Origin of the sequence: Lihuaxuella thermophila (assembly GCF_900110165.1) — a bacterium.
Lineage (GTDB): Bacteria > Bacillota > Bacilli > Thermoactinomycetales > Thermoactinomycetaceae > Lihuaxuella > Lihuaxuella thermophila.
The window spans coordinates 230107-251842 of sequence record NZ_FOCQ01000006.1 but is presented as its reverse complement, the minus strand read 5'-3'; the positions used below and the strand labels follow the sequence as shown (position 1 = coordinate 251842).

The 21736-nt window shown below is 51.8% G+C and carries 19 protein-coding genes; 14 read left to right on the top strand and 5 right to left on the bottom strand.

Going from position 1 to position 21736, the window contains the following annotated elements; translation table 11 throughout:
- Both BMW55_RS08925 and BMW55_RS08920 read left to right on the top strand, forming a co-directional pair.
- On the top strand, window positions 1-107 hold a 107-nt coding region (locus BMW55_RS08925; RefSeq protein WP_139179474.1), incomplete at its 5' end, for a zinc ribbon domain-containing protein.
- Entirely contained in the window at window positions 104-433 is a 330-nt protein-coding gene (locus BMW55_RS08920; protein ID WP_089967525.1) for an NUDIX hydrolase, read from the top strand. The genes BMW55_RS08925 and BMW55_RS08920, both read left to right, overlap by 4 nt.
- A gap of 243 nt (window positions 434-676) precedes the next feature.
- On the opposite strand, the gene BMW55_RS08915 is transcribed toward BMW55_RS08920, so the two are convergent.
- Window positions 677-2029, bottom strand: a complete 1353-nt coding sequence (locus BMW55_RS08915) for an amino acid permease (RefSeq protein ID WP_342027747.1) — start codon at window positions 2027-2029, stop codon at window positions 677-679.
- 276 nt (window positions 2030-2305) lie between these two features.
- On the opposite strand from BMW55_RS08915, the gene BMW55_RS08910 reads away from it, so the two are divergent.
- The 11 genes from BMW55_RS08910 (at window position 2306) to pyrE (ending at window position 14838) form a co-directional block, all read left to right on the top strand.
- A complete protein-coding gene (locus BMW55_RS08910; protein WP_089967519.1) occupies window positions 2306-3025 on the top strand; it encodes a TraR/DksA C4-type zinc finger protein in 720 nt (239 codons plus the stop codon).
- A 92-nt stretch (window positions 3026-3117) separates the two neighbouring features.
- The gene (gene lspA, locus BMW55_RS08905; RefSeq protein WP_170839831.1) at window positions 3118-3603 is read left to right on the top strand and encodes a signal peptidase II; all 486 of its coding nucleotides are present in this window, start codon (window positions 3118-3120) and stop codon (window positions 3601-3603) included.
- A complete protein-coding gene (locus BMW55_RS08900; RefSeq protein ID WP_089967510.1) occupies window positions 3603-4544 on the top strand; it encodes an RluA family pseudouridine synthase in 942 nt (313 codons plus the stop codon). The genes lspA and BMW55_RS08900 overlap by 1 nt, the downstream gene beginning before the upstream one ends.
- Window positions 4545-4750: 206 nt before the next feature.
- Window positions 4751-5290, top strand: coding sequence for a bifunctional pyr operon transcriptional regulator/uracil phosphoribosyltransferase PyrR (gene pyrR / locus BMW55_RS08895; RefSeq protein ID WP_089967508.1), 540 nt, complete (start codon window positions 4751-4753; stop codon window positions 5288-5290).
- A 156-nt stretch (window positions 5291-5446) separates the two neighbouring features.
- The gene (gene uraA, locus BMW55_RS08890; RefSeq protein WP_089967618.1) at window positions 5447-6793 is read left to right on the top strand and encodes a uracil permease; all 1347 of its coding nucleotides are present in this window, start codon (window positions 5447-5449) and stop codon (window positions 6791-6793) included.
- 104 nt (window positions 6794-6897) lie between these two features.
- Window positions 6898-7827, top strand: a complete 930-nt coding sequence (locus BMW55_RS08885; protein ID WP_425283832.1) for an aspartate carbamoyltransferase catalytic subunit — start codon at window positions 6898-6900, stop codon at window positions 7825-7827.
- A complete protein-coding gene (locus BMW55_RS08880; protein WP_089967503.1) occupies window positions 7824-9131 on the top strand; it encodes a dihydroorotase in 1308 nt (435 codons plus the stop codon). The genes BMW55_RS08885 and BMW55_RS08880 overlap by 4 nt, the downstream gene beginning before the upstream one ends.
- A 36-nt stretch (window positions 9132-9167) precedes the next feature.
- Window positions 9168-10259 (top strand): carbamoyl phosphate synthase small subunit, encoded by a 1092-nt coding sequence (locus tag BMW55_RS08875; protein WP_089967500.1) that lies wholly within the window; start codon window positions 9168-9170, stop codon window positions 10257-10259.
- Window positions 10252-13482 carry a carbamoyl-phosphate synthase large subunit gene (carB, locus tag BMW55_RS08870; RefSeq protein ID WP_089967497.1) on the top strand — a complete coding sequence of 1077 codons (3231 nt, stop codon included), beginning with the start codon at window positions 10252-10254 and terminating at the stop codon, window positions 13480-13482. Before BMW55_RS08875 ends, carB begins: the two co-directional genes overlap by 8 nt.
- Window positions 13483-13507: 25 nt before the next feature.
- Window positions 13508-14245 (top strand): orotidine-5'-phosphate decarboxylase, encoded by a 738-nt coding sequence (gene pyrF, locus BMW55_RS08865; protein ID WP_089967494.1) that lies wholly within the window; start codon window positions 13508-13510, stop codon window positions 14243-14245.
- 2 nt (window positions 14246-14247) lie between these two features.
- On the top strand, window positions 14248-14838 hold the full coding sequence (pyrE, locus tag BMW55_RS08860) for an orotate phosphoribosyltransferase (RefSeq protein ID WP_244527502.1): 591 nt from the start codon (window positions 14248-14250) through the stop codon (window positions 14836-14838).
- Between the two features lie 109 nt (window positions 14839-14947).
- Here pyrE and BMW55_RS08855 read toward each other — a convergent pair whose 3' ends face one another.
- From BMW55_RS08855 to BMW55_RS08845, 3 genes are all read right to left on the bottom strand, one after another.
- Window positions 14948-15178, bottom strand: coding sequence for a hypothetical protein (locus tag BMW55_RS08855; protein ID WP_089967488.1), 231 nt, complete (start codon window positions 15176-15178; stop codon window positions 14948-14950).
- 322 nt (window positions 15179-15500) lie between these two features.
- Window positions 15501-16127 carry a spore coat protein gene (locus BMW55_RS08850; protein ID WP_089967486.1) on the bottom strand — a complete coding sequence of 209 codons (627 nt, stop codon included), beginning with the start codon at window positions 16125-16127 and terminating at the stop codon, window positions 15501-15503.
- 294 nt (window positions 16128-16421) lie between these two features.
- Window positions 16422-18143 carry an Rqc2 family fibronectin-binding protein gene (locus tag BMW55_RS08845; RefSeq protein ID WP_089967483.1) on the bottom strand — a complete coding sequence of 574 codons (1722 nt, stop codon included), beginning with the start codon at window positions 18141-18143 and terminating at the stop codon, window positions 16422-16424.
- Window positions 18144-18343: 200 nt separating this feature from the next.
- Here BMW55_RS08845 and BMW55_RS08840 point away from each other — a divergent pair, with 200 nt between their 5' ends.
- Window positions 18344-21097 carry a calcium-translocating P-type ATPase, SERCA-type gene (locus tag BMW55_RS08840; protein WP_425283830.1) on the top strand — a complete coding sequence of 918 codons (2754 nt, stop codon included), beginning with the start codon at window positions 18344-18346 and terminating at the stop codon, window positions 21095-21097.
- A gap of 216 nt (window positions 21098-21313) precedes the next feature.
- On the opposite strand, the gene BMW55_RS08830 is transcribed toward BMW55_RS08840, so the two are convergent.
- Window positions 21314-21670: a carboxymuconolactone decarboxylase family protein gene (locus BMW55_RS08830; protein WP_089967472.1), complete on the bottom strand. Its 357-nt coding sequence runs from the start codon at window positions 21668-21670 to the stop codon at window positions 21314-21316.
- Window positions 21671-21736 lie beyond the last annotated feature (66 nt).

Here is a 21736-nt window from a genome sequence, read left to right as displayed (position 1 = left end):
ATTGGACATGCCCGGGATGTGGTGTTCATCACGATCGGGACATCAATGCCGCCAAAAACATTCTGCAAGAAGGTTTAAGATTCATCGCCGTGGGGACCACGGTTTGAGCTTGGTCTATTTCTCCCGGTTGGGGGAGATTACCCAAGAATCCCCTGCCTTTAGGCATGGGGAGTGGTCAAGGGAAGAGACAGGAATAACAGAAGTGGACTGGGGACCTGTAGTATGGATCAGAGAAGTTGATCTCTTGATGAATGGGGAGCCTGCACGCTTTATTGAACATTATTTCGTTGCACGCATGAAGGGAACAGAAATCGATCTTACTCACTTTACCGCTGAAGAGAAACAAGCGTACATCGCACATCATTGGTGGAGTTTAGATGAACTGAGGGAAACAAAAGAGATGATTTTCCCTAAAAACTTGCTGAATTATTAAGTCCGATCTTGAAGGAAGACTTTCCTGATACACCCATCACCATTGAGTAAAACGGTTTTATTGTCTTACACAATTCGCCGAAGGAACACTACTTGGCGCTCTTTTCTGCAATAGAAAAATTGAGTTTCGTAATTGGTCAGCAAGTTTCATAATGCGAAGATGCTTTTGCTTTGAGGTCAAAACATAAAAAAAGCAGCACACGTTTTTTCGCTTCGTGCACTGCTCATAACGGAGTTTTGGTTGTTAAGCCGCATCGGCTTTGGCGTTTTCTTCGTCTTTTTTCGGTTGCAACCAGGAGAGGAGGAAGAGAACGACGACGACACCGACAGCAACCGAAGAGCTGATGAGATTTTTTGCATCAAACAGCATGGCGAACAGGATGACCACCAACGATACTGTGGTAAAAATCGTTGCATAAGGATAATAAGGGCTTTGGTAAACCGGGCTTACCGGGTATTTTTTCCGCAATTTTAATTGGGCCAAACAGATGGTGATCCACATCATCAATACGGTAAATCCGGGGATTCCCATGAGATATTGAAATACATGTTCCGGAGTGAGATAGGCCACCAGTGCTCCCAAGAATAAAAATACCGAACTCATCAGCAGACTGAAAAAGGGAACTCCGTTTCCGGAAAGCCGACTGAACAAGGAGGGAGCTTCTCCAGCTTCAGCCATCGAGTAAAGCATTCTCGATGTTGCGTACATTCCCGAGTTGGCAGCCGACACGAGTGCAGTGAGCATGACAAAATTCATGATGTGTGCGGCTCCCTTCAGCCCGATTCCGGATAAAACCTGCACAAAAGGACTGCCGTGTGCGCCGATCTCATTCCATGGCATCAGTCCACAGATCACGAGGAGTGGCAATACATAAAACAGACAGACCCGGACGATGACTCCCCTAACGATCTTGGGCATCACATGCTGGGCGTCTTTGGTTTCTCTAATTGTCAGGCCGATCATTTCCGTTCCGCCATAGGAAAAGATCACGATGAGCAGTGAAGAGAAGACTCCTGCCAGTCCCAGCGGGAAAAAGCCTCCGTGGGAAGTGTAATGTTCAAAATAAGGGGCGTCATCGGAAACAACACCAAACAAGAGAGAGAAGCCAAGCACGATAAAGAGAATGAGTGTGGTCACTTTGATTCCGGACAGCCAAAATTCAAACTCCCCGAACAGACGGACGCTGGCCAGGTTTAAGATCAGAAGCACTCCCGCAACGAACAGGCTTAAGAGCCACACAGGCAACTGGGGAAACCAGTATTGCAATAAACTTCCGGCGGCCACGATTTCCACGGCCATCACCACGACCCAGTTAATCCAGTACAACCAGCCGGTGACAAAGGAAATACGGAAACCGAAAGCCTTTTTGATGAGATCGCGCAGATCAGCCCGGGGATACACGCCGGCCATTTCCGCCAATCCGCTCATAACAATGAACAATAAAAGTCCCGCAAACAAGTAGGCGAAAATCACACCCGGGCCAGCGAGCGATATCGTATCTGCACTGCCCTTAAAGATCCCCGCTCCAATGGCTCCGCCGATGGCCATCATCCGCACATGGCGGGGCAATAATCCGCGTTCTAATTGTTGATCCATTGAATCCAACTCCTTGCTTTACTACCCAAAAGCATAACAGCACGAAAGTGATATGAAAAGTATTCCTAAAAATTTAATTTTATTCTGACAAGATGTGGGCGGAAAAAAATCAGGCATTCTGCGGGTTTTCTTATTGAATGTATATATTACCATTTCTCCCACAGGTTTGTCACATGAAATTGATGGAACAGGACAGTCTAAAAACAAAATGATCTTATAAAAATGATCATCATTTCTTGATCATCCTCGGCTTCAATTTCATGGAGGAACCAACGGATGGAGGAACGACAAATGAATGAACAACAGCGCAACCAGCTTTACGGGCAGCTGCAGGAAGAAAAAAGGCAACTCATCCATCGATTGCGCCAAAATGATCATTACGGTTTGGAAAACGCGATGAGTGCTTCGGTAGGGGAACTCTCCGGCTACGATAACCATCCGGCCGATCTCGGCACGGAAATGTATGAACGGGGAAAAGACCTTGCTTTAAACGACGCCGATGAACGCCATTTACAGGACATCGAGGCTGCTCTGAAACGGATGGAAAGCGGTGAGTACGGAATCTGCCGCGTCTGCGGGAAGGAGATTCCGTTCGAACGGTTGGAAGCAGTGCCGACAGCTGAATATTGCGTGGAACATCAGCCGGATCAACATTCGTCGATTCGCCGGCCGGTGGAGGAGAGCGTGACCAGCTACGGGCTGTATTTTCTCGATAACCGGGATTATAACGCTTATGACGCAGAGGATGCCTGGCAGGAAGTGGAGCAATACGGAACCTCCAATCCGCCCGATTATTTCGCCGAAGCAAGAAGCTATAACGAGTTGACGATCGATCACAATGAACAGCGGGGTTATATCGATCTGGTCGAGGGCTTCTCCATCACCGATCAGGAGGGGCATAGCGATGAAATTACGGAGATTACCCATAATCAGGCTTACCGCCAAAAAGACCAGGAAGAGTCACTGGAAGAAACCGATACGGACTTTACCGGATAACGGGCTCATCGCTTGTTGGAAATGGGAGGCTGTGCTAAAATCAGATGGATGAAAGTTGGCATGTTCACTGCGGGAGACAGGGAGGAAGAGGCTTGAGATATTTTTTGGCAGCTGTATTTATCCTGATACTGGATCAATCGACAAAATGGTTGATTGTGAAAAACATGTCTCTGTATGAATCCATTCCGGTGATCGACGGATTTTTCCACATCACTTCCCATCGCAATCCCGGAGCCGCCTTCGGCATATTGAAACATCAACAATGGCTCTTTATTACAGTGACCATTTTTGTGATCGCTATTATCCTGTATTACTTGTGGCAATTGAAAAATGAACGGCCATGGATGTCATTTTCGTTTGCCCTCATTCTCGGCGGGGCGATCGGCAACCTGATTGACCGCATTCAAACAGGAGAAGTGGTTGACTTTTTGGATTTTCGATTTGGTGATTACCATTTCCCGATTTTTAATGTCGCGGATTCGGCCATTGTCGTTGGTGTATGCATCCTGGTTCTGATCACATTGCTCAGCCCCTCAGCGGAGTCGAATGAAAAGCTGTCTGAAGCGGGGGACTCGTGATGGAAGATCAATTGGATCTGTTTGAGCGATACGAATGGGAAGTGAGCGGAGGGCTGTCGGGTGAACGCCTGGACAAAGCGGTCTCTTCCCGGAATGAAGACTGGTCCAGGGTGCGTGTACAGGAGTGGATCAAGAGCGGTTTGGTTCTGGTGAACGGCCGGGCGAAAAAGGGAAATTATCGGCTCAAGGAAGGAGAAATGATCGAGGTTCTGGTTCCGCCGGCCGAAGAGCTGCAGGTGGAAGCGGAACCCATTCCCCTCGATATCCGGTACGAAGATGAGGACGTACTGGTGGTGAACAAGCCCCGGGGGATGGTGGTACATCCGGGACCCGGAAACTATTCCGGCACGCTGGTAAACGCTCTGCTCGCCCACTGCAAAGAGGATTTATCCGGCATTGGCGGGGTAGCCCGTCCCGGAATCGTCCACCGCATTGACAAAGATACTTCGGGCTTGCTCATGGTGGCAAAAAATGACCGTGCCCATCAATCTTTAGTGGCCCAGTTGAAAGAACACTCAGTGGAGCGGGTTTATGTGGCGGTCGTTCACGGGGTGATTCCGCATGAAAACGGAACGATTGACGCGCCCATCGGCAGAGACCCTGCGCATCGCCAGCGAATGGCCGTGATTCATAAAAACAGCAAGCATGCGGTGACCCACTTTACCGTGAGGGAGCGTTTCTCCGGTACAACGCTGGTCGAGTGCAGGCTGGAAACCGGCCGGACGCACCAAATACGCGTTCATATGAAGTATATCGGCTTCCCGCTTGTGGGTGATCCCGTCTATGGTCCGAAGAAAAACGCCTATCCCATTGAAGGACAGGCGCTCCATGCCCAGGTGATCGGTTTTACACACCCGAGGACGGGTGAACGCATCCGCATCGAAGCGGAACTTCCGGAGGATATGGAACGATTGCTTCATTTTCTGCGGGCCAGACAATAAAAATTTTGTTTGACATCCGGATGGAAGTGAGTCATAATAACTCTAGTTGTATATGAACCTTTAAATCCAGTCCAGAGAGGCTGGCAAGGGCACGGATCCATATAAATACGGGTGAAGTATTCCTTCAACCCTCATGGTGCTTCTTGTCCAGCTCGGGCAAGAAGCTTTTTTATTCTCCAGTCACGAAAATCAATGGAGGGGTATGAATGGGAGTCGGTAAAACCATCCTGGACGAAGCAGCCATCCGCAGGGCGCTGACTCGAATCGCGCATGAAATCTTGGAGCGTAATAAAGGTGTAGAGGATTGTTTATTGGTGGGAATTAAAACCAGAGGCGTCTATCTGGCCAGGCGGCTCGGTGAACGGATCCGGCAAATTGAGGGCCGTACCGTTCCCATCGGTGAACTGGATATCACACTGTACCGGGATGATCTGACGGAAAAGCATCCGCAACCGGAAGTAAAGGAAACTCAGGTTCCCGATATTAAAGGGAAAAAAGTGATCCTGGTGGATGATGTGCTGTATACGGGACGGACGGTACGGGCGGCGATGGATGCCCTCATCGACCTCGGGCGGCCGCAGATGATCCAATTGGCCGTTCTCATTGATCGGGGGCATCGGGAGCTGCCGATTCGTCCGGACTATGTCGGGAAAAATGTTCCCACGTCCAAAAAAGAGGTTGTTTCCGTTACCCTGTCGGAAGTGGATCCCGAGGGTGACGAAGTCTCTATCATCACAAAAAAATAACCCCTTTTAAGACGGTCCCGTGAGGCCGGCAAAGGGTAGATGCGCACGCAAAGGATTTTTTGCCGTGTCTCTTTGCCGTACGGGCAAAGAGATTTTTTTGTATCTCTGACAAAAAATAAAAATAAAGGAGTGATTGCGTTGAACAAGCTCATTCGTATGGATGTCCATGAAAAACCCAAATGGCTACAGTGGATTCTCCTCAGCTTTCAACATATGTTTGCCATGTTTGGGGCGACGATTCTCGTTCCCATCCTCACCGGGCTGAGCCCCTCCGTCGCATTGCTGTCGAGCGGGATCGGCACCCTCGCTTACTTGATCGTGACCCGCGGTAAAATTCCCGCATATCTGGGTTCCTCCTTTGCTTTCATCGTTCCCATCATCACCGTGTCCCAGGGAGGAAAAAATCTCGGAGAAGCCTTGTTTGGCTGCCTTCTGGTCGGGTTCGCGTACGGGGCAGTGGCACTCGTTGTCTACCGGTTTGGGGTTAAATGGCTGGATCATCTTCTGCCTCCGGTGGTGATCGGTTCGATTGTGATCGTGATCGGACTGGCCCTGGCAGGAACCGCCATCGATATGGCCAGCATGAAAGATGCGGTTCATCCGATCCCGAAAAGTGCTGCCGAATGGCAAAGCCTTGAAGGTACCATCAAGAGTGTGAATCCGGAAAGCGGAACAGTGACCTTACATGTCTATTCCCTGGAAAACTTCGGGGTCGCGCTGGCTACCTTAGCCATCGCCATCTCCTCCAGCCTGTTATTCCGCGGATTTTTAAACATCATCCCGATCCTCACAGGAATCATTGGTGGTTATATCGTCGCTTATTTTGCAGGGATGGTGGATTTAACTCCGGTTTATGAAGCCAAATGGCTGGATCTGCCTCATTTCACCACACCCGTGGTCTCATGGAGCGCTGCTCTGGTCATGCTCCCGGTCACGCTGGTGGTGCTGGCTGAACATATCGGCCATCTGGTGGTAACAGGCAATATTATGGGGCGTGATCTGGCTAAAGATCCGGGATTACACCGTTCACTCCTCGGGGACGGAATTGCCACCTCCATTGCTGCACTCATCGGGGGTCCGCCGTCAACCACATATGGTGAAAACATCGGTGTAATGGCCATTACCCGCATTTTTAGTGTGTGGGTGGTAGGGGGAGCGGCGGTTTTGGCGATCGGCTTCTCCTTTATCGGCAAGTTGTCCGCGTTGATTCAAACGATCCCGACGCCCGTGATGGGTGGAGTCTCGATCCTGCTGTTCGGAATTATCGCTTCCGCAGGTTTGCGAATGTTGATCGAACACCGCATCGACTTCAGCGACCGGCGCAATCTGGTGATCGCCGCAGTGGTACTGGTCATCGGAATCGGCGGAGCGGTGCTCAAACTGACGGGAATTCATCTGGAACTTGAAGGGATGGCACTTGCAACGATCGTCGGAGTGATTTTAAACCTGGTACTGCCAAAAAGAAATCAAGAAGAAACAGCGGCCGGGGCTGACGCAGCATAAGTCAAGGGTTCTCTTGTTTGAAGGCTGCTTTCACACGCATGAACAAACCGAGTGATTGGAATCCGGATAGCGGCGGTTTTTGCAACGAATATACAGGAGGGGTTATCATGGCTACTCCGCAATTGGCCGGTTCTTCCCACTTGTTTGATACCGATCAATTGAGCAAGTGGGAGCTGGAAGAGATCTTGGAAAGGGCGGCTTATTGGGAACAAAACTGGAGACCGGGGCTTGGCCCCTATCAGGGCCGATTTGTCGCCAACCTGTTCTTTGAACCCAGCACCCGTACCCGTTTCTCGTTTGAAGTGGCAGAGAAAAAACTGGGGCTGGAAGTGCTGAACTTCAGCGAGGAAGTATCCAGTACAGCGAAAGGCGAATCCATCTACGACACGGTCAAAACCCTGGCCTCTTTGGGTGTGGAGGTTGCGGTGATCCGCCATCGGGAGGAGAAAGCGATCCGGGAACTGTTAACCAGGGACACCGGTTGTACCATTATCAATGCCGGGGCCGGAAAAACTGCCCACCCCACCCAGGCGTTGTTGGATCTCTACACGATGAAAAAACATTTCGGTGACATGACCGGTTTAACCGTGGCGATGGTTGGGGATATCAGGCACAGCCGGGTGGTCAGGTCCAATTTGTGGACACTCGGCAAGTTCGGGATTCGCGTGATCCTGTCCGGTCCGGATTCCATGCGCGATTTCGAATTGGAAAAAATCGCCCCTTACTACTCCTTTGAGGAAGCGATCCGGCAGGCCGATGTGGTGATGATGCTGCGGGTACAGCTGGAACGCCATGATGAAAAATTGTTTTCCTCTGCCGAGGAATACTGCAAAAACTACGGGTTAACCGGAGACCGATTGCAAATGATGAAACCAAACGCGATTCTCATGCACCCCGGACCATTCAACCGGGGAGTGGAAGTGGTTGCCGAAGTGGTGGAACATCCCCGCTCAAAAATATTTGAGCAAAAAGCGAACGGTGTCTTCATTCGCATGGCTGTTCTTGAGCGGGCATTAGGAGGGGGACGAAGATGAAATTGCTGCTGCAAAACGGCCGGGTTTTAGATCCGACGACCGGGGAATTGGTTCACAAAGATATTTTGATCGAAGGGCAAACGATCGCGAAAATCGGAACGGACTTGAATGCCGCCGATCCGGAAACCGAAGTGATCGACCTGTCGGGTAAATTTATTTCCGCCGGATTGATCGATATGCATGTACATCTGCGCGAACCCGGATTTGAACAGAAAGAAACGATTGAAACGGGAACCCGGGCCGCGGCAAGGGGCGGCTTTACAACGGTGGCATGCATGCCCAATACCCGTCCGGTCATCGATTCGGCAGAGTTGGTGAAGGAGGTCATCGCCAAAGCGGAACAAGCCGGTTATGCCCGGGTACTGCCGTATGGAGCGATCACCGTCCGGGAGGCGGGACAAGAGCTGACAGACATGGCAGCCATGAAGGAAGCGGGCATTATCGGCGTCACCGATGACGGAGTGGGCGTGCAAAGCAGCAAGATGATGAAAGAGGCGATGCGAAAGGCCCATTCACTCGGTTTGCCCGTCGTTGCTCACTGTGAAGATGATTCCCTCGCTAAGGGCGGATGCGTTCATGACGGCCAGTTTGCCGCCCGCTTCAGACTGAAAGGAATCCCGAACGAAGCGGAAGCGGTTCATGTGGGGAGAGATATCTTGCTTGCGGAAGACATCGGGGTTCACTACCACGTCTGTCACATCAGTGCCGCACAGTCCGTTCGCTTAGTCCGGGAAGCCAAAGCGCGGGGGCAAAAAGTGACCGCCGAAGTCACCCCGCATCACCTGCTCTTATGCGATGAGGATATTCCCGAGCCCAATGCGATGTGGAAAATGAATCCGCCGCTTCGGTCGAGCAGAGATCGGGAGGCGCTGATCGAAGGTTTAAAAGACGGGACCATTGACATCATCGCCACCGACCATGCTCCGCACACCCTGGAAGAGAAAGCGGCCGGTATGGAACGGGCCCCGTTTGGAATCGTGGGATTGGAGACGGCTTTCCCGCTTCTTTACACGCATTTGGTGCTGAGAGGTGTTCTTACGCTGGCGGAGCTGGTCGACAAAATGACCCGTAAACCGGCTGAAATCTTTGGCCTTCCGTATGGAGTGCTGGCCGAAGGCAAACCGGCCGATCTGACGGTGATCGATCTCGAAGAAGAGCGCACCATTGATCCCGATACTTTCTTGTCGAAAGGCCGCAACACTCCTTTTGCTGGTTGGAGAGTAAAAGGATGGCCCGTTCTCACCATCATGAATGGAAAGATCACCTGGAATCAGGCAGACACCGCTTTGACTTTCGGTGAATGAAGCCGGAAGCTGTTGAACGGAAAAGGAGGAAGAAACATGAAAGCTAGATTGTTGCTGGAGGACGGAACCCTGTTCACGGGCACCTCTTTCGGAGCGGAAGGGATATCGATCGGAGAAGTTGTTTTTAACACCAGCATGACCGGATACCAGGAGATTTTGACAGACCCCTCCTATTGCGGTCAAATCATCACCATGACCTACCCGTTGATCGGAAACTACGGCTTGTCCCGGGATGACAACGAATCCCTGCGCCCGTATGCGCACGGGCTCATCGTGCGCGAACATGCCGAGTATGCCAGCAACTGGCGCAACGAATATTCGCTCGCCTATTTCCTGAAGGAATACGGGATCATCGGCATTTCCGGGATCGATACCCGCATGTTGACCCGCAAGCTCCGCATGCACGGGACGATGAAGGGGATCATCACCACCGGAGATGAATCCGCGGAGGAGTTGACCGAGCGTCTCCAAACCCCCCTGATGCGCGACCAGGTGGCCCGGGTCAGCACGAAGAGCATTCATATCTCCCCGAGTTATGGGAAGCGCGTGGTGCTGATGGATTTTGGAGCAAAACACAACATTGTGCGGGAACTGGTGGAACGGAATTGCGAAGTGATTTCTGTACCCTACAACACCACAGCTGAGGAAATTCTGCGTTTCCGTCCCGACGGGGTCATGCTCTCCAACGGACCCGGGGACCCCAAAGACGTACCGGAAGCGATTGAAACAATTAAAAAGCTGCTGGGCAAAGTGCCGGTGTTCGGAATCTGTCTCGGCCATCAACTGTTAGCCCTCGCTTGCGGTGCGGACACGGAAAAACTCAAGTTCGGACACCGCGGCGGAAACCACCCGGTCAAAGAGCTGGCGACCGGCCGCACGGTGATGACCTCGCAAAACCACGGTTATGCCGTAAATCCCGATTCGGTGAAAGGAACCGATCTGGTGATCAGCCATATCAATCTCAACGACGGAACGGTAGAAGGTTTGGAGCATAAAAAATTTCCTGCATTCTCGGTGCAATACCATCCGGAATCGGCTCCGGGGCCGCTCGATTCGGGATTCCTGTTTGACCGTTTTCACGAACTGATGGAGTCGTTTGCTCAGAAAGGGGAGGAAGTCCATGCCTAAAGATCCTGCGCTCAAAAAAATTCTCGTGATCGGTTCCGGTCCGATCGTGATCGGGCAAGCTGCTGAATTCGACTATGCAGGCACCCAGGCATGCCAGGCGCTGAAAGAAGAAGGGGTGGAAGTCGTACTGATCAACAGCAACCCGGCCACCATTATGACTGACACCAACATGGCGGATCGCGTTTACATTGAACCGCTCACCCCTGAATTCGTCACCCAGGTGATCCGCAAAGAGCGTCCTGACGGGCTTCTGCCTACCCTCGGGGGACAAACCGGCCTCAATCTCGCAACTGAGCTGGCCAGACAAGGCGTGCTGGAAAGAGAAGGGGTCCGTCTCTTGGGAACGGATCTGCGCGCGATTACATGTGCGGAGGACCGGGATCAATTCCGCAGCCTGATGAAAGAGATCGGTGAACCGGTTCCCAAAAGCACCATTGTAAACACCGTGGAAGAAGCGGTTGATTTTGCGAATGAAAACGGATATCCGGTGATCGTCCGCCCGGCATACACCCTTGGCGGTACAGGGGGCGGGATTGCCAACGACGAAGAAGAGCTGAGAGAGATTGTCGATTCCGGGCTCCGATACAGCCCGATCTCGCAATGCCTGATTGAGCAGAGCATTGCCGGATACAAAGAGATTGAATACGAAGTGATGAGAGATGCGGCCGATAACTGCATCGTCGTATGTAACATGGAAAACTTTGACCCGGTTGGCGTGCATACCGGTGACAGCATTGTCTTCGCACCCAGCCAGACCTTGTCAGACCGCGAGTACCACATGTTGCGTTCGTCCGCTCTCAAAATCATCCGCGCCCTGGACATTCGCGGCGGATGCAACGTTCAGTTTGCGCTCAATCCGCACAGCTTCGATTATTACGTCATTGAAGTGAATCCGCGGGTAAGCCGCTCCAGTGCGCTGGCATCCAAAGCGACCGGATATCCGATTGCCCGCATCGCCGCCAAAATTGCCATCGGCTACACGCTGGATGAGCTGAAAAACCCGGTCACCGGTCAGACCTATGCTTGTTTTGAGCCGGCGATTGACTACGTGGTGAGCAAAATCCCGCGCTGGCCGTTTGACAAATTCGTCTCTGCCAACCGCAGACTGGGCACTCAGATGAAAGCAACCGGAGAAGTGATGGCCATCGGCCGCACGCTGGAAGAATCGCTCTTAAAAGCTGTCCGCTCTCTGGAGATCGGATTGGACCATCTCCATCTGCCGGATGCGGCCCGGCTCACCTACGATGAGCTCGCGGAGCGACTGGCCCGGCCGGATGATGAACGGCTGTTTTTGCTGGGCGAATGGTTCCGCCGCGGGCACTCACTGGAAGAAGCGCATCAGCTGACGCAAATCGACCGTTTCTTCCTCTATAAACTGGAGCGCATCGTCAAGTTGGAGGAGGAGCTGCAACAAGCCGACGAACTGAATGAAGCGTTGCTCCTTCGTGCGAAACGGATGGGCTTCACCGACAGGACCATCGGCCGTCTGTGCGGGCTGTCCGAAAAGGAGATACGAGCGCTCCGCCGGGAGTACGGCATCCAACCGGTTTACAAGATCGTCGACACCTGTGCCGCTGAATTTGCTGCCGAGACGCCTTACTATTACTCCACCTATGAACAGGAAGACGAGGTCGTAAAAACGGATAAGAAAACCGTGATCGTACTCGGTTCCGGCCCGATCCGCATCGGCCAGGGGGTTGAGTTTGACTACGCCACCGTTCACTCCATCTGGGCGCTCCGTCAAGCAGGTTTGGAAGCAGTCATCATCAATAACAACCCGGAAACTGTTTCGACCGACTTCAACACATCGGATCGTTTGTACTTTGAACCTCTCTATAAAGAAGATGTGCTGAACATCATCGAAAAAGAGAATCCGGTCGGCGTGATCGTGCAATTTGGCGGTCAAACTGCATTAAACCTGGCCCGTGATCTGCGGGATGAAGGCATTCCGATCATGGGGACTTCACTGGAAGCGATCGACTGGGCGGAAGACAGAAAGAAATTTGAACGGCTGCTCTCCGAGACCCAGATCGCCCAACCTCCGGGTGCTGCCGTCACCTCCGTGGAAGAGGCTGTGGAAACGGCGGAACGCCTGGGGTATCCGGTGCTGGTTCGCCCATCGTATGTCCTTGGCGGCCGGGCGATGGAAATTGTGTACAGTGAAAAAGAACTGCGCTCTTACATGGAAGCGGCCGTAAAAGTGAATCCGGAACATCCCGTTCTGATCGACCGCTATCTCCAAGGTAAAGAGCTGGAGGTGGACGCCGTCTGTGACGGGCAAGACGTATTGATTCCGGGTATTATGGAGCACATTGAACGTGCCGGCGTACACTCCGGAGACTCGATCGCCGTGTACCCGCCGCAATCGATCACGCCTGAACAAAAAGAGCGTCTGATCGAGATAACGACGAAAATTGCCAAAGCGCTGAACACCAAGGGGCTCATTAACATTCAGTTTGTGCTTCATAAAGGCGAAGTGTATGTACTCGAAGTCAATCCCCGGGCTTCCCGTACGGTTCCTTTCCTGAGCAAAGTGACGGGCATTCCGATGGCGCAGGTAGCCACCAACATCATGTTGGGCCAATCTCTGAAAGATCAAGGCTACCAAGCCGGCTTGTGGCCGGAAACATTGGAAGTGGCCGTCAAGGTGCCGGTCTTCTCCTTTGAAAAACTGCGCCGGGTCGATATCACCCTGGGGCCTGAGATGAAATCGACCGGGGAAGTCATGGGGCGCGACCTGGATTATACGCGCGCCGTATACAAAGGCTTGCTGGCTGCCGGTATTTCTTTGCCGCGTTTCGGAACGGTGGTTGCCACCATCGGCGATAAAGAGAAGGAAGAAGCGGTTCCGCTGATGCAACGTTTTTACCGCTTGGGCTACCGGATTGTAGCGACCAGCGGTACGGCCGACATGCTGGAAGAAGCAGGTTTGTCCGTGGAACGCATCAATAAGCTGAAAGAAGGGTCCCCGCATATCCTGGATCTGATTCGCAAAGGTCAGGCCGATTTGGTGGTCAACACCTGGACCCGCGGCAAGACCCCTGAAAGAGACGGGTTCCGCATCCGCCGTGAAGCAGTGGAACACGGTATCGCCTGCTTAACTTCCCTGGATACGGTTGACGCGCTCCTGACCACGCTGGAATCGATTCATCTGAATGCGGAACCGATTAACAAACCGGCTGTTCCCCGACACGATCAGCCAGCCAAACCGGTTTCAGTCTGAGATTCGTCGGTCAGGGGGAACTGCTATGTCAACCAAGGATCCGGATGTATACAGCCGTGTCATTATCGCCCTCGATTTTCCGGGGGCGGTAGCTGCTGAATCGTTTCTTGCACACTGGGACGGACAGCGAAAACCATTTATCAAAGTAGGTTACCAGCTCTTTTATGCCGTTGGCCCTGATTGGGTGGCCAAACGCAAAGAAGAAGGGTATTCCGTCTTTCTCGACTTAAAACTGCACGATATTCCCAACACCGTTGCCAAAGGAATCGAGTCGCTCAGCCGGTTGGGGGTCGATATGCTGACCATTCACGCAGGCGGCGGCCGGGCGATGATGGAGGCCGCCAGGGAAGCGGCTGAAGCGGCAGGCGGTCCGCGGAGAATGAAACTCCTTGCTGTTACGCAACTGACCAGCACAGACCAACAAATGCTGAATCAGGAGCTGGGTATTCCCGGATCGCTGGAGGAATGCGTCATCCGTTATGCGCAATTGGCGGAGCGATCCGGTGCTGATGGAGTCATCTGCTCCGGGCAGGAAGTGGCGAACATTAAGCGGGCGACATCCCCGTCATTTCTGGCCGTCACTCCCGGCATTCGCCCCGCCGGCACCGATGTTCAGGATCAAAAACGGGTGGTTACCCCGGCGGACGCCCTGGCTTCCGGTGCCGACTATCTGGTTGTCGGCCGACCGATCACACGGGCTGCCGATCCGAAAGCGGCATTTGACACGATCATTGCAGAAATGGAGCAGGCGAAGGAGGGATGAAGATGAGCGAAACATGGACGTTAGAAGAGGCGATCCGGCGGACAGGCGTATTAAAAGAAGGCCATTTCCTGCTTTCATCCGGACGTCACAGTGCCCGGTATATGCAGTGTGCACAACTTCTCCAGTATCCGAACGACGCGGAACAAACGGGAAAAGCTTTGGCTGACCTGTTTCGTGATGAACAAGTCGATGTGGTTGTCGGACCGGCACTGGGCGGTGTGATCATCGCTCATGAGGTCGCCAGGGCCTTGGGAGTACGCTGCCTGTTTACGGAACGTAAAGACGGGAAAATGGAGCTGCGCCGAGGCTTCACCATTCAGCCGGGTGAGCGGGTATTGGCCATTGAAGATGTGGTGACGACCGGAGGTTCCGTTCAAGAAGTCGTCACCTTACTGGAAGGAATGGGTGCGGAAATCGTGGGCATCGGTTCGATTGTCGACCGGAGCGGGGGGAACACTCCGTTTCAGTACCCGTATCGCGCTCTGACGGCGATTCACATTGAAAGTTATGCGCCCGAAGACTGTCCCTTGTGCAAACAAGGGTTGCCTGTGGTAAAACCGGGCAGCCGTTCCTCTGTGAAGGCGGGATCATAATCCAATAGCATGAACCACAGCCCGGAATCGTACCGGGCTGTGATTGTTTCACTGAAAAAATTTCAGGGATCGTTAACCGGGGATTTTCTTCCTGCAAATCCTCTTTGGATTATCTAAAATAAACGGTTTTTCCGGCGAATAAGTCACGGATTTTTTCAGGTGTATCGTTGAGGGCCAACGATTCAAGCGGAAAATATCTGCCGTAGTTTCCTTTTTTTCTGGGGATGAGAGAGGTTTTTACCCACCCTGTTTTCGGACACTCACGCTCTACTCTCTCAACTTTGACTTTTTTTCCTTCAACAACGACAAATCCAAGCGTTTTTTGAGTTTTAGTAGGCATGGTGATTCCTCCCCGAACGGACTTTTTTTATTTCTTACTCCATGTCCCGGCCCGATTCCTCTATGTTTTATAAAAAAAGGAATAAAAAGACAATTTTTGGATGATGAACAGTTCCGGGACTGACGAACATTCTTGTAACGTGAAAATGGATTAATTCTTTCATTGAGCTGGATCCTATAAACGGTTCTGGCCGATATTTTATGGTGAGGGTATGTGTGCGGGTTGCTAAAGAGGAAAATATTGCCGAAATGACAGTATTATAAGAATCTTTTGAATGGACAATAAGGCCCGGCTGTCGGGCCCGAGCCTCTCATCGAGCGTTTTATTGATATAGTTGGTTGCTGTTTCCTTGGGTTGGATTTTGATATGGAGCTAAATATTGCTGAATTTGCGGTTGATCTTCGGGTATTACCTGGTAGATGGACCCGATTTTGCTGATCATCGTTTGATCTGCCGGCTCCAGTGGATAATAGCCTCTCTGAACCATGTACTGCCACATATCATATGCGTGCGAACAACTCATCAAGAATGCTGTTTCATGAAAAGAGCGCAGTTCCGGGTTTGCAGTCTCCATCGCGGTCCAGGCATATTCGCGGCCGGCGAGTTTAAGAGTCAATAGGTACGCGGTTGCCATTTCACGATCATTCAAATCAGCTACCATCGTGCGAGGCTGTACGGACGGATACGTCCCGACTGGTGATGTGGTATAGTCACCAAGTTGGCCATTGATCTTAAAAATGGGCAACTCTTTTTTTGCACCTTGTGATGCATTAAGAAACTCCACTTTCATGTTGTAGTCACGTACATGTAACGGAAAATGCCTTTCTAAAATACTTTTAAATTCCGGATCTTGTACGTGTTGCAGCATATAGGCCATATGGGTGATCGTGTTCAAACAGCTCATCACTAACTCATGCAAATCATGTACTTCATGTGCTGCCAATTTCATGGAGGAACCCCCGATCGATTATTTATTATCATGGCTGAATCGTTCGATTTTATACAGTTATTGGTATACGAAATAGATCCGCTTTTATTTCGACCGGGGGGTTCGGGATTTATTTTTCATATTCTCTTATCAAATAGCGGCCGCGCCGGAATAAACCACTGGATCACCAAGCGGGTTGTTCAACATGTACGAGAACCAACTGCTGATGTTCCTCCGTCCGGCCGGGTTCTTCATAACTGAACTTGTCTCATCCGTCTCTCCGCTTCCAACTGCCGTTAAAAGGTCCTAGAAGTGTTACTCCGGTTTCTTTCTGTTGAGCAGCTCTCTGATTTTTTCTTCCTCGGGGGTGATAAAAAGCGTTTTCTGATGTTCATAGATGACAAAACCCGGCCGGGCCCCCGATGGTTTTTTCACGTGCTTCACCAGTGTGAAGTCGACCGGAACCTGGCTCGATTCACGAGCTTTGCTGAAATAAGCGGAAAGCATGGCAGCTTCTTTGAGTGTGGTATCACTCACTTTTTTGGAGCGGATGACCACATGGGAACCGGGAATATCCTTAGTGTGCAACCAGGTGTCAGTCGGTGCGGCCAGCTGGTGGGTCAGGTAATCGTTTTGTTTATTGTTCTTGCCGATCAGAATCGGTGTTCCGTCGGAGGAGTAGACGGTCGTTGGAGCCGGGGCGTCTGCTTTTTTGCGCCGTTGTTTTTTCTGCCGGGGTTTCAGCCAACCCTCTTCTTCCAATTCGTCCCGAATCTGCTCCACTTCGCGGAGTGTGGAGTTTTCCAATTGGACTAATACGGATTCCAGATACAGATTCTCTTCCCTGGCTTTTTCAATCTGTTCGGCGTTCCACTTTTTGGCCGACTTCCATTTATTGTATTTTTTGAAAAAGCGCTGGGCGTTCTCAGACGGGCTTAGGCTGGGGTCCAGCGGGATGGTGATTTCGGGCGTCTCCGGGTCATAATAGTTGATCACTTTCACTTCTTGGTCTCCCCGGCGGATCTGATGCAGATGGGCGGTCAGGAGTTCCCCCCAGGTGCGGTATTCTTCGGCCCGCTCTGCTTCAGCCATTTCTTTTTGCAACACTTCTATTTTTTTCTCGTTTTTCTCGATCTCATTTTTCAGCTTGCGGATGAGATCGTGTGTTTGTTGCCGGACACGGTCCCGCTCGGCTTTCCCCCGGAAAAATGTATCCAGACAAGTGCTCATGGACGCAAACGTCCGAACTTCTCCCCGAATATGCGAAAGAGGCCATGCGGAGAAAACGCTCTTTTCATCAGTCTGAATGATGGCCGGTTCGTAGTGGTGAGCGCGGACTTGGCTCATCAGCTCATCGAAAGCCTGCCAGAGTTGTTCCCGGCTGCCCGGCCCGGCCCGGTGGACGATCTCTTTGGCAACCAGTGGTCCGATGCCGGTAAAGCGGTGGACGATCTGTTTGTCCAGACGTCCCCGGTTGTAGTCAAAGCCGGCGATAAATGTGTTTTGATCCACTTCCAGCGGGTTTAGCTTGTTTTGTTCAGGCGGTGCGAGATAAACAACTCCCGGTAAAATTTGTCTGTATTGACTGACGGCATGGGTTACCCGTCGGATCCCGTCAAAGATGATGCCGGATTGCGGGTCCATCAAGATGATATTGCTGTGGCGGCCCATGATCTCGATCACCAGCCTGCGGACCACTTCATCGCCCAGCTCGTCTCTGGTGCGGAAATTGAGGTGAATGATCCTTTCCAGCCCCACTTGTTCAATGGATTCCACAATTCCCCCTTCCCCGTGCTTGCGCAACAGCATGCAAAACATGGGAGGTTCGGCGGGATTGTCGGCCGGGGCCTCCGTGAGCTGGACCCGGGGGTAGGCGGGATGAGCGGATAAGAGCAATTTATGGTTTTTTCCTTGCGACCGGATGTGAAGCAGCAAATCCGCATCGCCCGGCTGATAGATTTTTGTAATTCGGCCGCCGGTGAGCGTTCGGGCGAGCTCATGAACGACGGCACGGGTGACGATTCCATCAAATGACATGGTTGTTCATCCTTTTTATGAAAATATGCTTCTGAGCAACTGATGCACCGGGTGGTGATTCGTCTTCACTTAACCATCTTACACCAGAAAAGCTTGTCCGCGTCAACATTTACGTTCTGCCTGTTTCCAAAGGTCATGTTTGAGAGCCTGTCTGAATACGATGGTAAAAGAGACAGATGGGACAAAGGGAGGAAAGAAACTTGGCAGATTCAGCTCGTTGGGTGGATTGGGACGCGGATCAGGTCGCCGCTCATTTCCGGGTGAACCCCTCTGTTGGATTAAGTGAAGAGGAAGCGCAAACAAGATTTGAACAAGCTGGACATAACCAGCTTTCCGAAGGGAAGAAAACTTCCCTGATCGGACTGTTCGTGGATCAGTTTAAAGATTTTATGGTGCTTGTGCTGCTTGCGGCGACGTTAATCTCGGGCCTGTTAGGGGAATATACGGATGCCATTGCGATTATTGCCATTGTATTGCTGAATGCCGTCCTGGGATTTGTGCAAGAGATGCGGGCGGAAAAATCACTCGCTGCGTTAAAAAAGTTGTCTGCTCCGACCGCCCGGGTTCTCCGTGGCGGAACATGGGTAAGAGTAGAGGCCGCCAAGTTGGTTCCCGGCGACATTGTCCATGTGGAGAGCGGGGACCGGATTCCGGCGGATTTGCGTTTTTTGCAAACGGAAAGTTTATATGTGGAAGAATCTGCTTTAACCGGGGAATCGGTTCCCGTCGACAAAAGTTCAGTCCGCCTGTCGCGTGCCGATGTTCCCTTGGGCGACCGCAAAAATATGGGGTATATGGGCACGATGGTTGTCCGAGGAAGCGGAATCGGCGTGGTCGTACATACAGGGATGGATACGGAAATGGGCAGGATCGCCCATTTGCTCGAAAGCACGGAAACGATGGAAACGCCGTTGCAGCGACGTTTGGAGCAGCTGGGCAAAGTGTTGATAGTCGTGGCCTTGTTTTTGACCGCTGTTGTGGTAGTGACGGGAATTTTACACGGTCATGATGCATACAAGATGTTTCTCGCCGGAGTCAGCCTGGCGGTAGCGGCGATTCCCGAAGGGCTTCCGGCCATTGTCACCATCGCACTTGCCCTGGGAGTCCAGCGGATGATCAAACAAAAAGCGATCGTACGCAAACTGCCTTCTGTGGAAACCCTGGGTTGCGCCACTGTGATTTGTTCGGACAAAACGGGAACATTGACGCAGAATAAGATGACCGTGACCCGCCTCTGGGCGGACGGGAAGCTGATTGAAGTATCGGGCAGCGGCTATGCTCCCGAAGGATCGTTTACCCATCAAGGAAGAGAGATGAATCCTACCGGAAATGAGCCGCTCCGCAGGCTTTTGGAAATTTCCGTTCTTTGCAACAATGCGGCTTTAATTTGTGAGAAAGAAAAGGGCAAGCTGCTGACGAAGAAGGAAACCGTGTGGAAAATTGACGGAGATCCCACCGAAGGAGCCTTGTTGGTAGCAGCGGCCAAAGCAGGTTTTCAACCCGAATCATTGACCCGTGAGTGGAAAAGGGTCAAGGAATACCCTTTTGACTCCGAACGGAAAATGATGTCTGTATTAGTGGAGAAAAGAGACGGCAAACAAGTGCTTTACACCAAAGGGGCACCCGATCTTTTGCTCGCGAAGTGTACCTATATCGTTTACAAAGGGAAGGCGACTCCGCTTACCGATGCTCTCCGCAGAGAAGTGTTGAAGATGAATGACGAGTTGGCAGGAATGGCACTCAGGAACCTCGCCTTTGCCTATCGGGAATTGAGTGGCAAGGCGGATGCTCATCAGGATCTGTCAGTGGAACGTCAGCTGACATTTGTCGGGCTGGCGGGAATGATCGATCCACCGCGCGATGAGGTCAAAGCGGCGATCCGCATCTGTCAGCAGGCTCAAATCAAAACCGTGATGATTACCGGAGATCATCAGGCCACAGCGGAGGCGATCGCCAGAGAGCTGGGAATCAAGCGGGCAGGAGGTTTAACGGTCAGTGGTCAAGAACTTTACAAGATGAGCGATGAAGAGTTTCAGAAAAAAGTGAATCAGATCGACGTATATGCCCGTGTCTCGCCGGAGCATAAACTGCGGATTGTCAAGGCCCTGCAAAAAGAAGGACATGTGGTCGCCATGACGGGAGACGGAGTGAACGACGCACCGGCGATCAAGGCGGCAGACATCGGAATCGCCATGGGAATTACCGGAACGGATGTATCCAAAGAAGCATCTTCGCTCGTGCTCGCAGATGATAATTTCGCCACCATTGTTTCCGCCATTGAAGAGGGCAGAAGCATTTACGATAATATCCGAAAGTTTATCAGTTATCTCCTGGCCAGCAATGTGGGTGAGATTTTGGTCATGTTTCTCGCCATGTTGGCAGGATTGCCCTTGCCTCTGGTTCCGATTCAAATTCTGTGGGTCAACCTGGTGACGGACGGTTTGCCGGCCATGGCTTTGGGCGTGGATCCTGCAGAGGAAAATACGATGAACCGGCCGCCGCGCAACAGCCGGGAAAGCATCTTTGCACGCGGGGTAGGCTGGAAGATCATCACGCGGGGGTTGCTCATCGGCCTCTGTTCATTGACTGCTTTCTGGGTTACGTACAGTGAGTTTCCCGACGACCTCGTCAAGGCGCAAACCGTCGCTTTTGCCACATTAGTGTTTGCCCAGTTGATCTATGTGTTTGATTGCAGATCCACGGGCACCATTTTTCAGAGAACGCCATTCGACAATATTCCGTTAGTATTGGCTGTGATCTCCTCAGCCCTGCTGCTCCTGGTGGTTGTGTACTACCCGCCGTTGCAAACGGTTTTCCATACGGTTTCCTTGGGCTTAAGAGAGTGGATTCTGGTGATCGTCACTTCGACGCTGCCTGTTTTGGTCGCAGGGCTGTTGGATCATATACGGCCGGCGAAAATGAAAAGAGCGTTAACAGGTGAAAGATGGTCATGAGTTCCGATGAAATAACCGAAAGAAAACGGACTCCCATCCGGATGGATCGAAGTTTACAGGCAAGCCTGTCTGAAAGAGCAGGATTATGCAACACCAAAGAACCCTTCGCGTATGAAGGGTTCTTTGGTGTATTTTTCAGGCGGCTTGGCAAATGCTGTTTGGAGCAGAAAGTGCAGCCAATGTTGATCTCACGCGATGATCCGGAGCGGAGACTTCTTAATGATGGTTTCCCCTGAATTCGGCCAGAGCATCTTGCACGAGTGTGACGGTCTGGGACATCGCCAGTCCGCCGCCAAACGCACCGGAGACTGCCGCCGCTTCAAGAACTTCCTGATCCGTAGCTCCGTGATCCACCGCCTCCTTGGTGTGGAAAATGATACAATACTCGTCATTGGTATAAACGCCGAGCGATAAACCGATCAGGTGTTTTGTTTTGGCGCTCAATGCCCCTTCTTTAAAACAGGCCTGCGTAAACAGATTATATCCGTCAATCACTTCCGGCAACTGTTTGGCCAGCTGTCCAACCCCTTCCCTGTAATCGTGAAGCGCTTGTTGAATCATTGAACCATTCATGGATACTCCTCCTCCTGAGTTAGATAGGTTTATTTTTTGTCTGTAGCTCTGTGAGCATACGAATCA

Coding starts and splice junctions, on each gene's coding strand:
- BMW55_RS08915 (WP_342027747.1), bottom strand. CDS start 2,029: ATGGATCAACAATTAGAACGCGGATTATTGCCCCGCCATGTGCGGATG.
- BMW55_RS08910 (WP_089967519.1), top strand. CDS start 2,306: ATGGAGGAACGACAAATGAATGAACAACAGCGCAACCAGCTTTACGGG.
- BMW55_RS08900 (WP_089967510.1), top strand. CDS start 3,603: ATGGAAGATCAATTGGATCTGTTTGAGCGATACGAATGGGAAGTGAGC.
- pyrR (WP_089967508.1), top strand. CDS start 4,751: ATGGGAGTCGGTAAAACCATCCTGGACGAAGCAGCCATCCGCAGGGCG.
- uraA (WP_089967618.1), top strand. CDS start 5,447: ATGGATGTCCATGAAAAACCCAAATGGCTACAGTGGATTCTCCTCAGC.
- BMW55_RS08880 (WP_089967503.1), top strand. CDS start 7,824: ATGAAATTGCTGCTGCAAAACGGCCGGGTTTTAGATCCGACGACCGGG.
- BMW55_RS08875 (WP_089967500.1), top strand. CDS start 9,168: ATGAAAGCTAGATTGTTGCTGGAGGACGGAACCCTGTTCACGGGCACC.
- carB (WP_089967497.1), top strand. CDS start 10,252: ATGCCTAAAGATCCTGCGCTCAAAAAAATTCTCGTGATCGGTTCCGGT.
- pyrF (WP_089967494.1), top strand. CDS start 13,508: ATGTCAACCAAGGATCCGGATGTATACAGCCGTGTCATTATCGCCCTC.
- pyrE (WP_244527502.1), top strand. CDS start 14,248: ATGAGCGAAACATGGACGTTAGAAGAGGCGATCCGGCGGACAGGCGTA.
- BMW55_RS08855 (WP_089967488.1), bottom strand. CDS start 15,178: ATGCCTACTAAAACTCAAAAAACGCTTGGATTTGTCGTTGTTGAAGGA.
- BMW55_RS08850 (WP_089967486.1), bottom strand. CDS start 16,127: ATGAAATTGGCAGCACATGAAGTACATGATTTGCATGAGTTAGTGATG.
- BMW55_RS08845 (WP_089967483.1), bottom strand. CDS start 18,143: ATGTCATTTGATGGAATCGTCACCCGTGCCGTCGTTCATGAGCTCGCC.
- BMW55_RS08830 (WP_089967472.1), bottom strand. CDS start 21,670: ATGAATGGTTCAATGATTCAACAAGCGCTTCACGATTACAGGGAAGGG.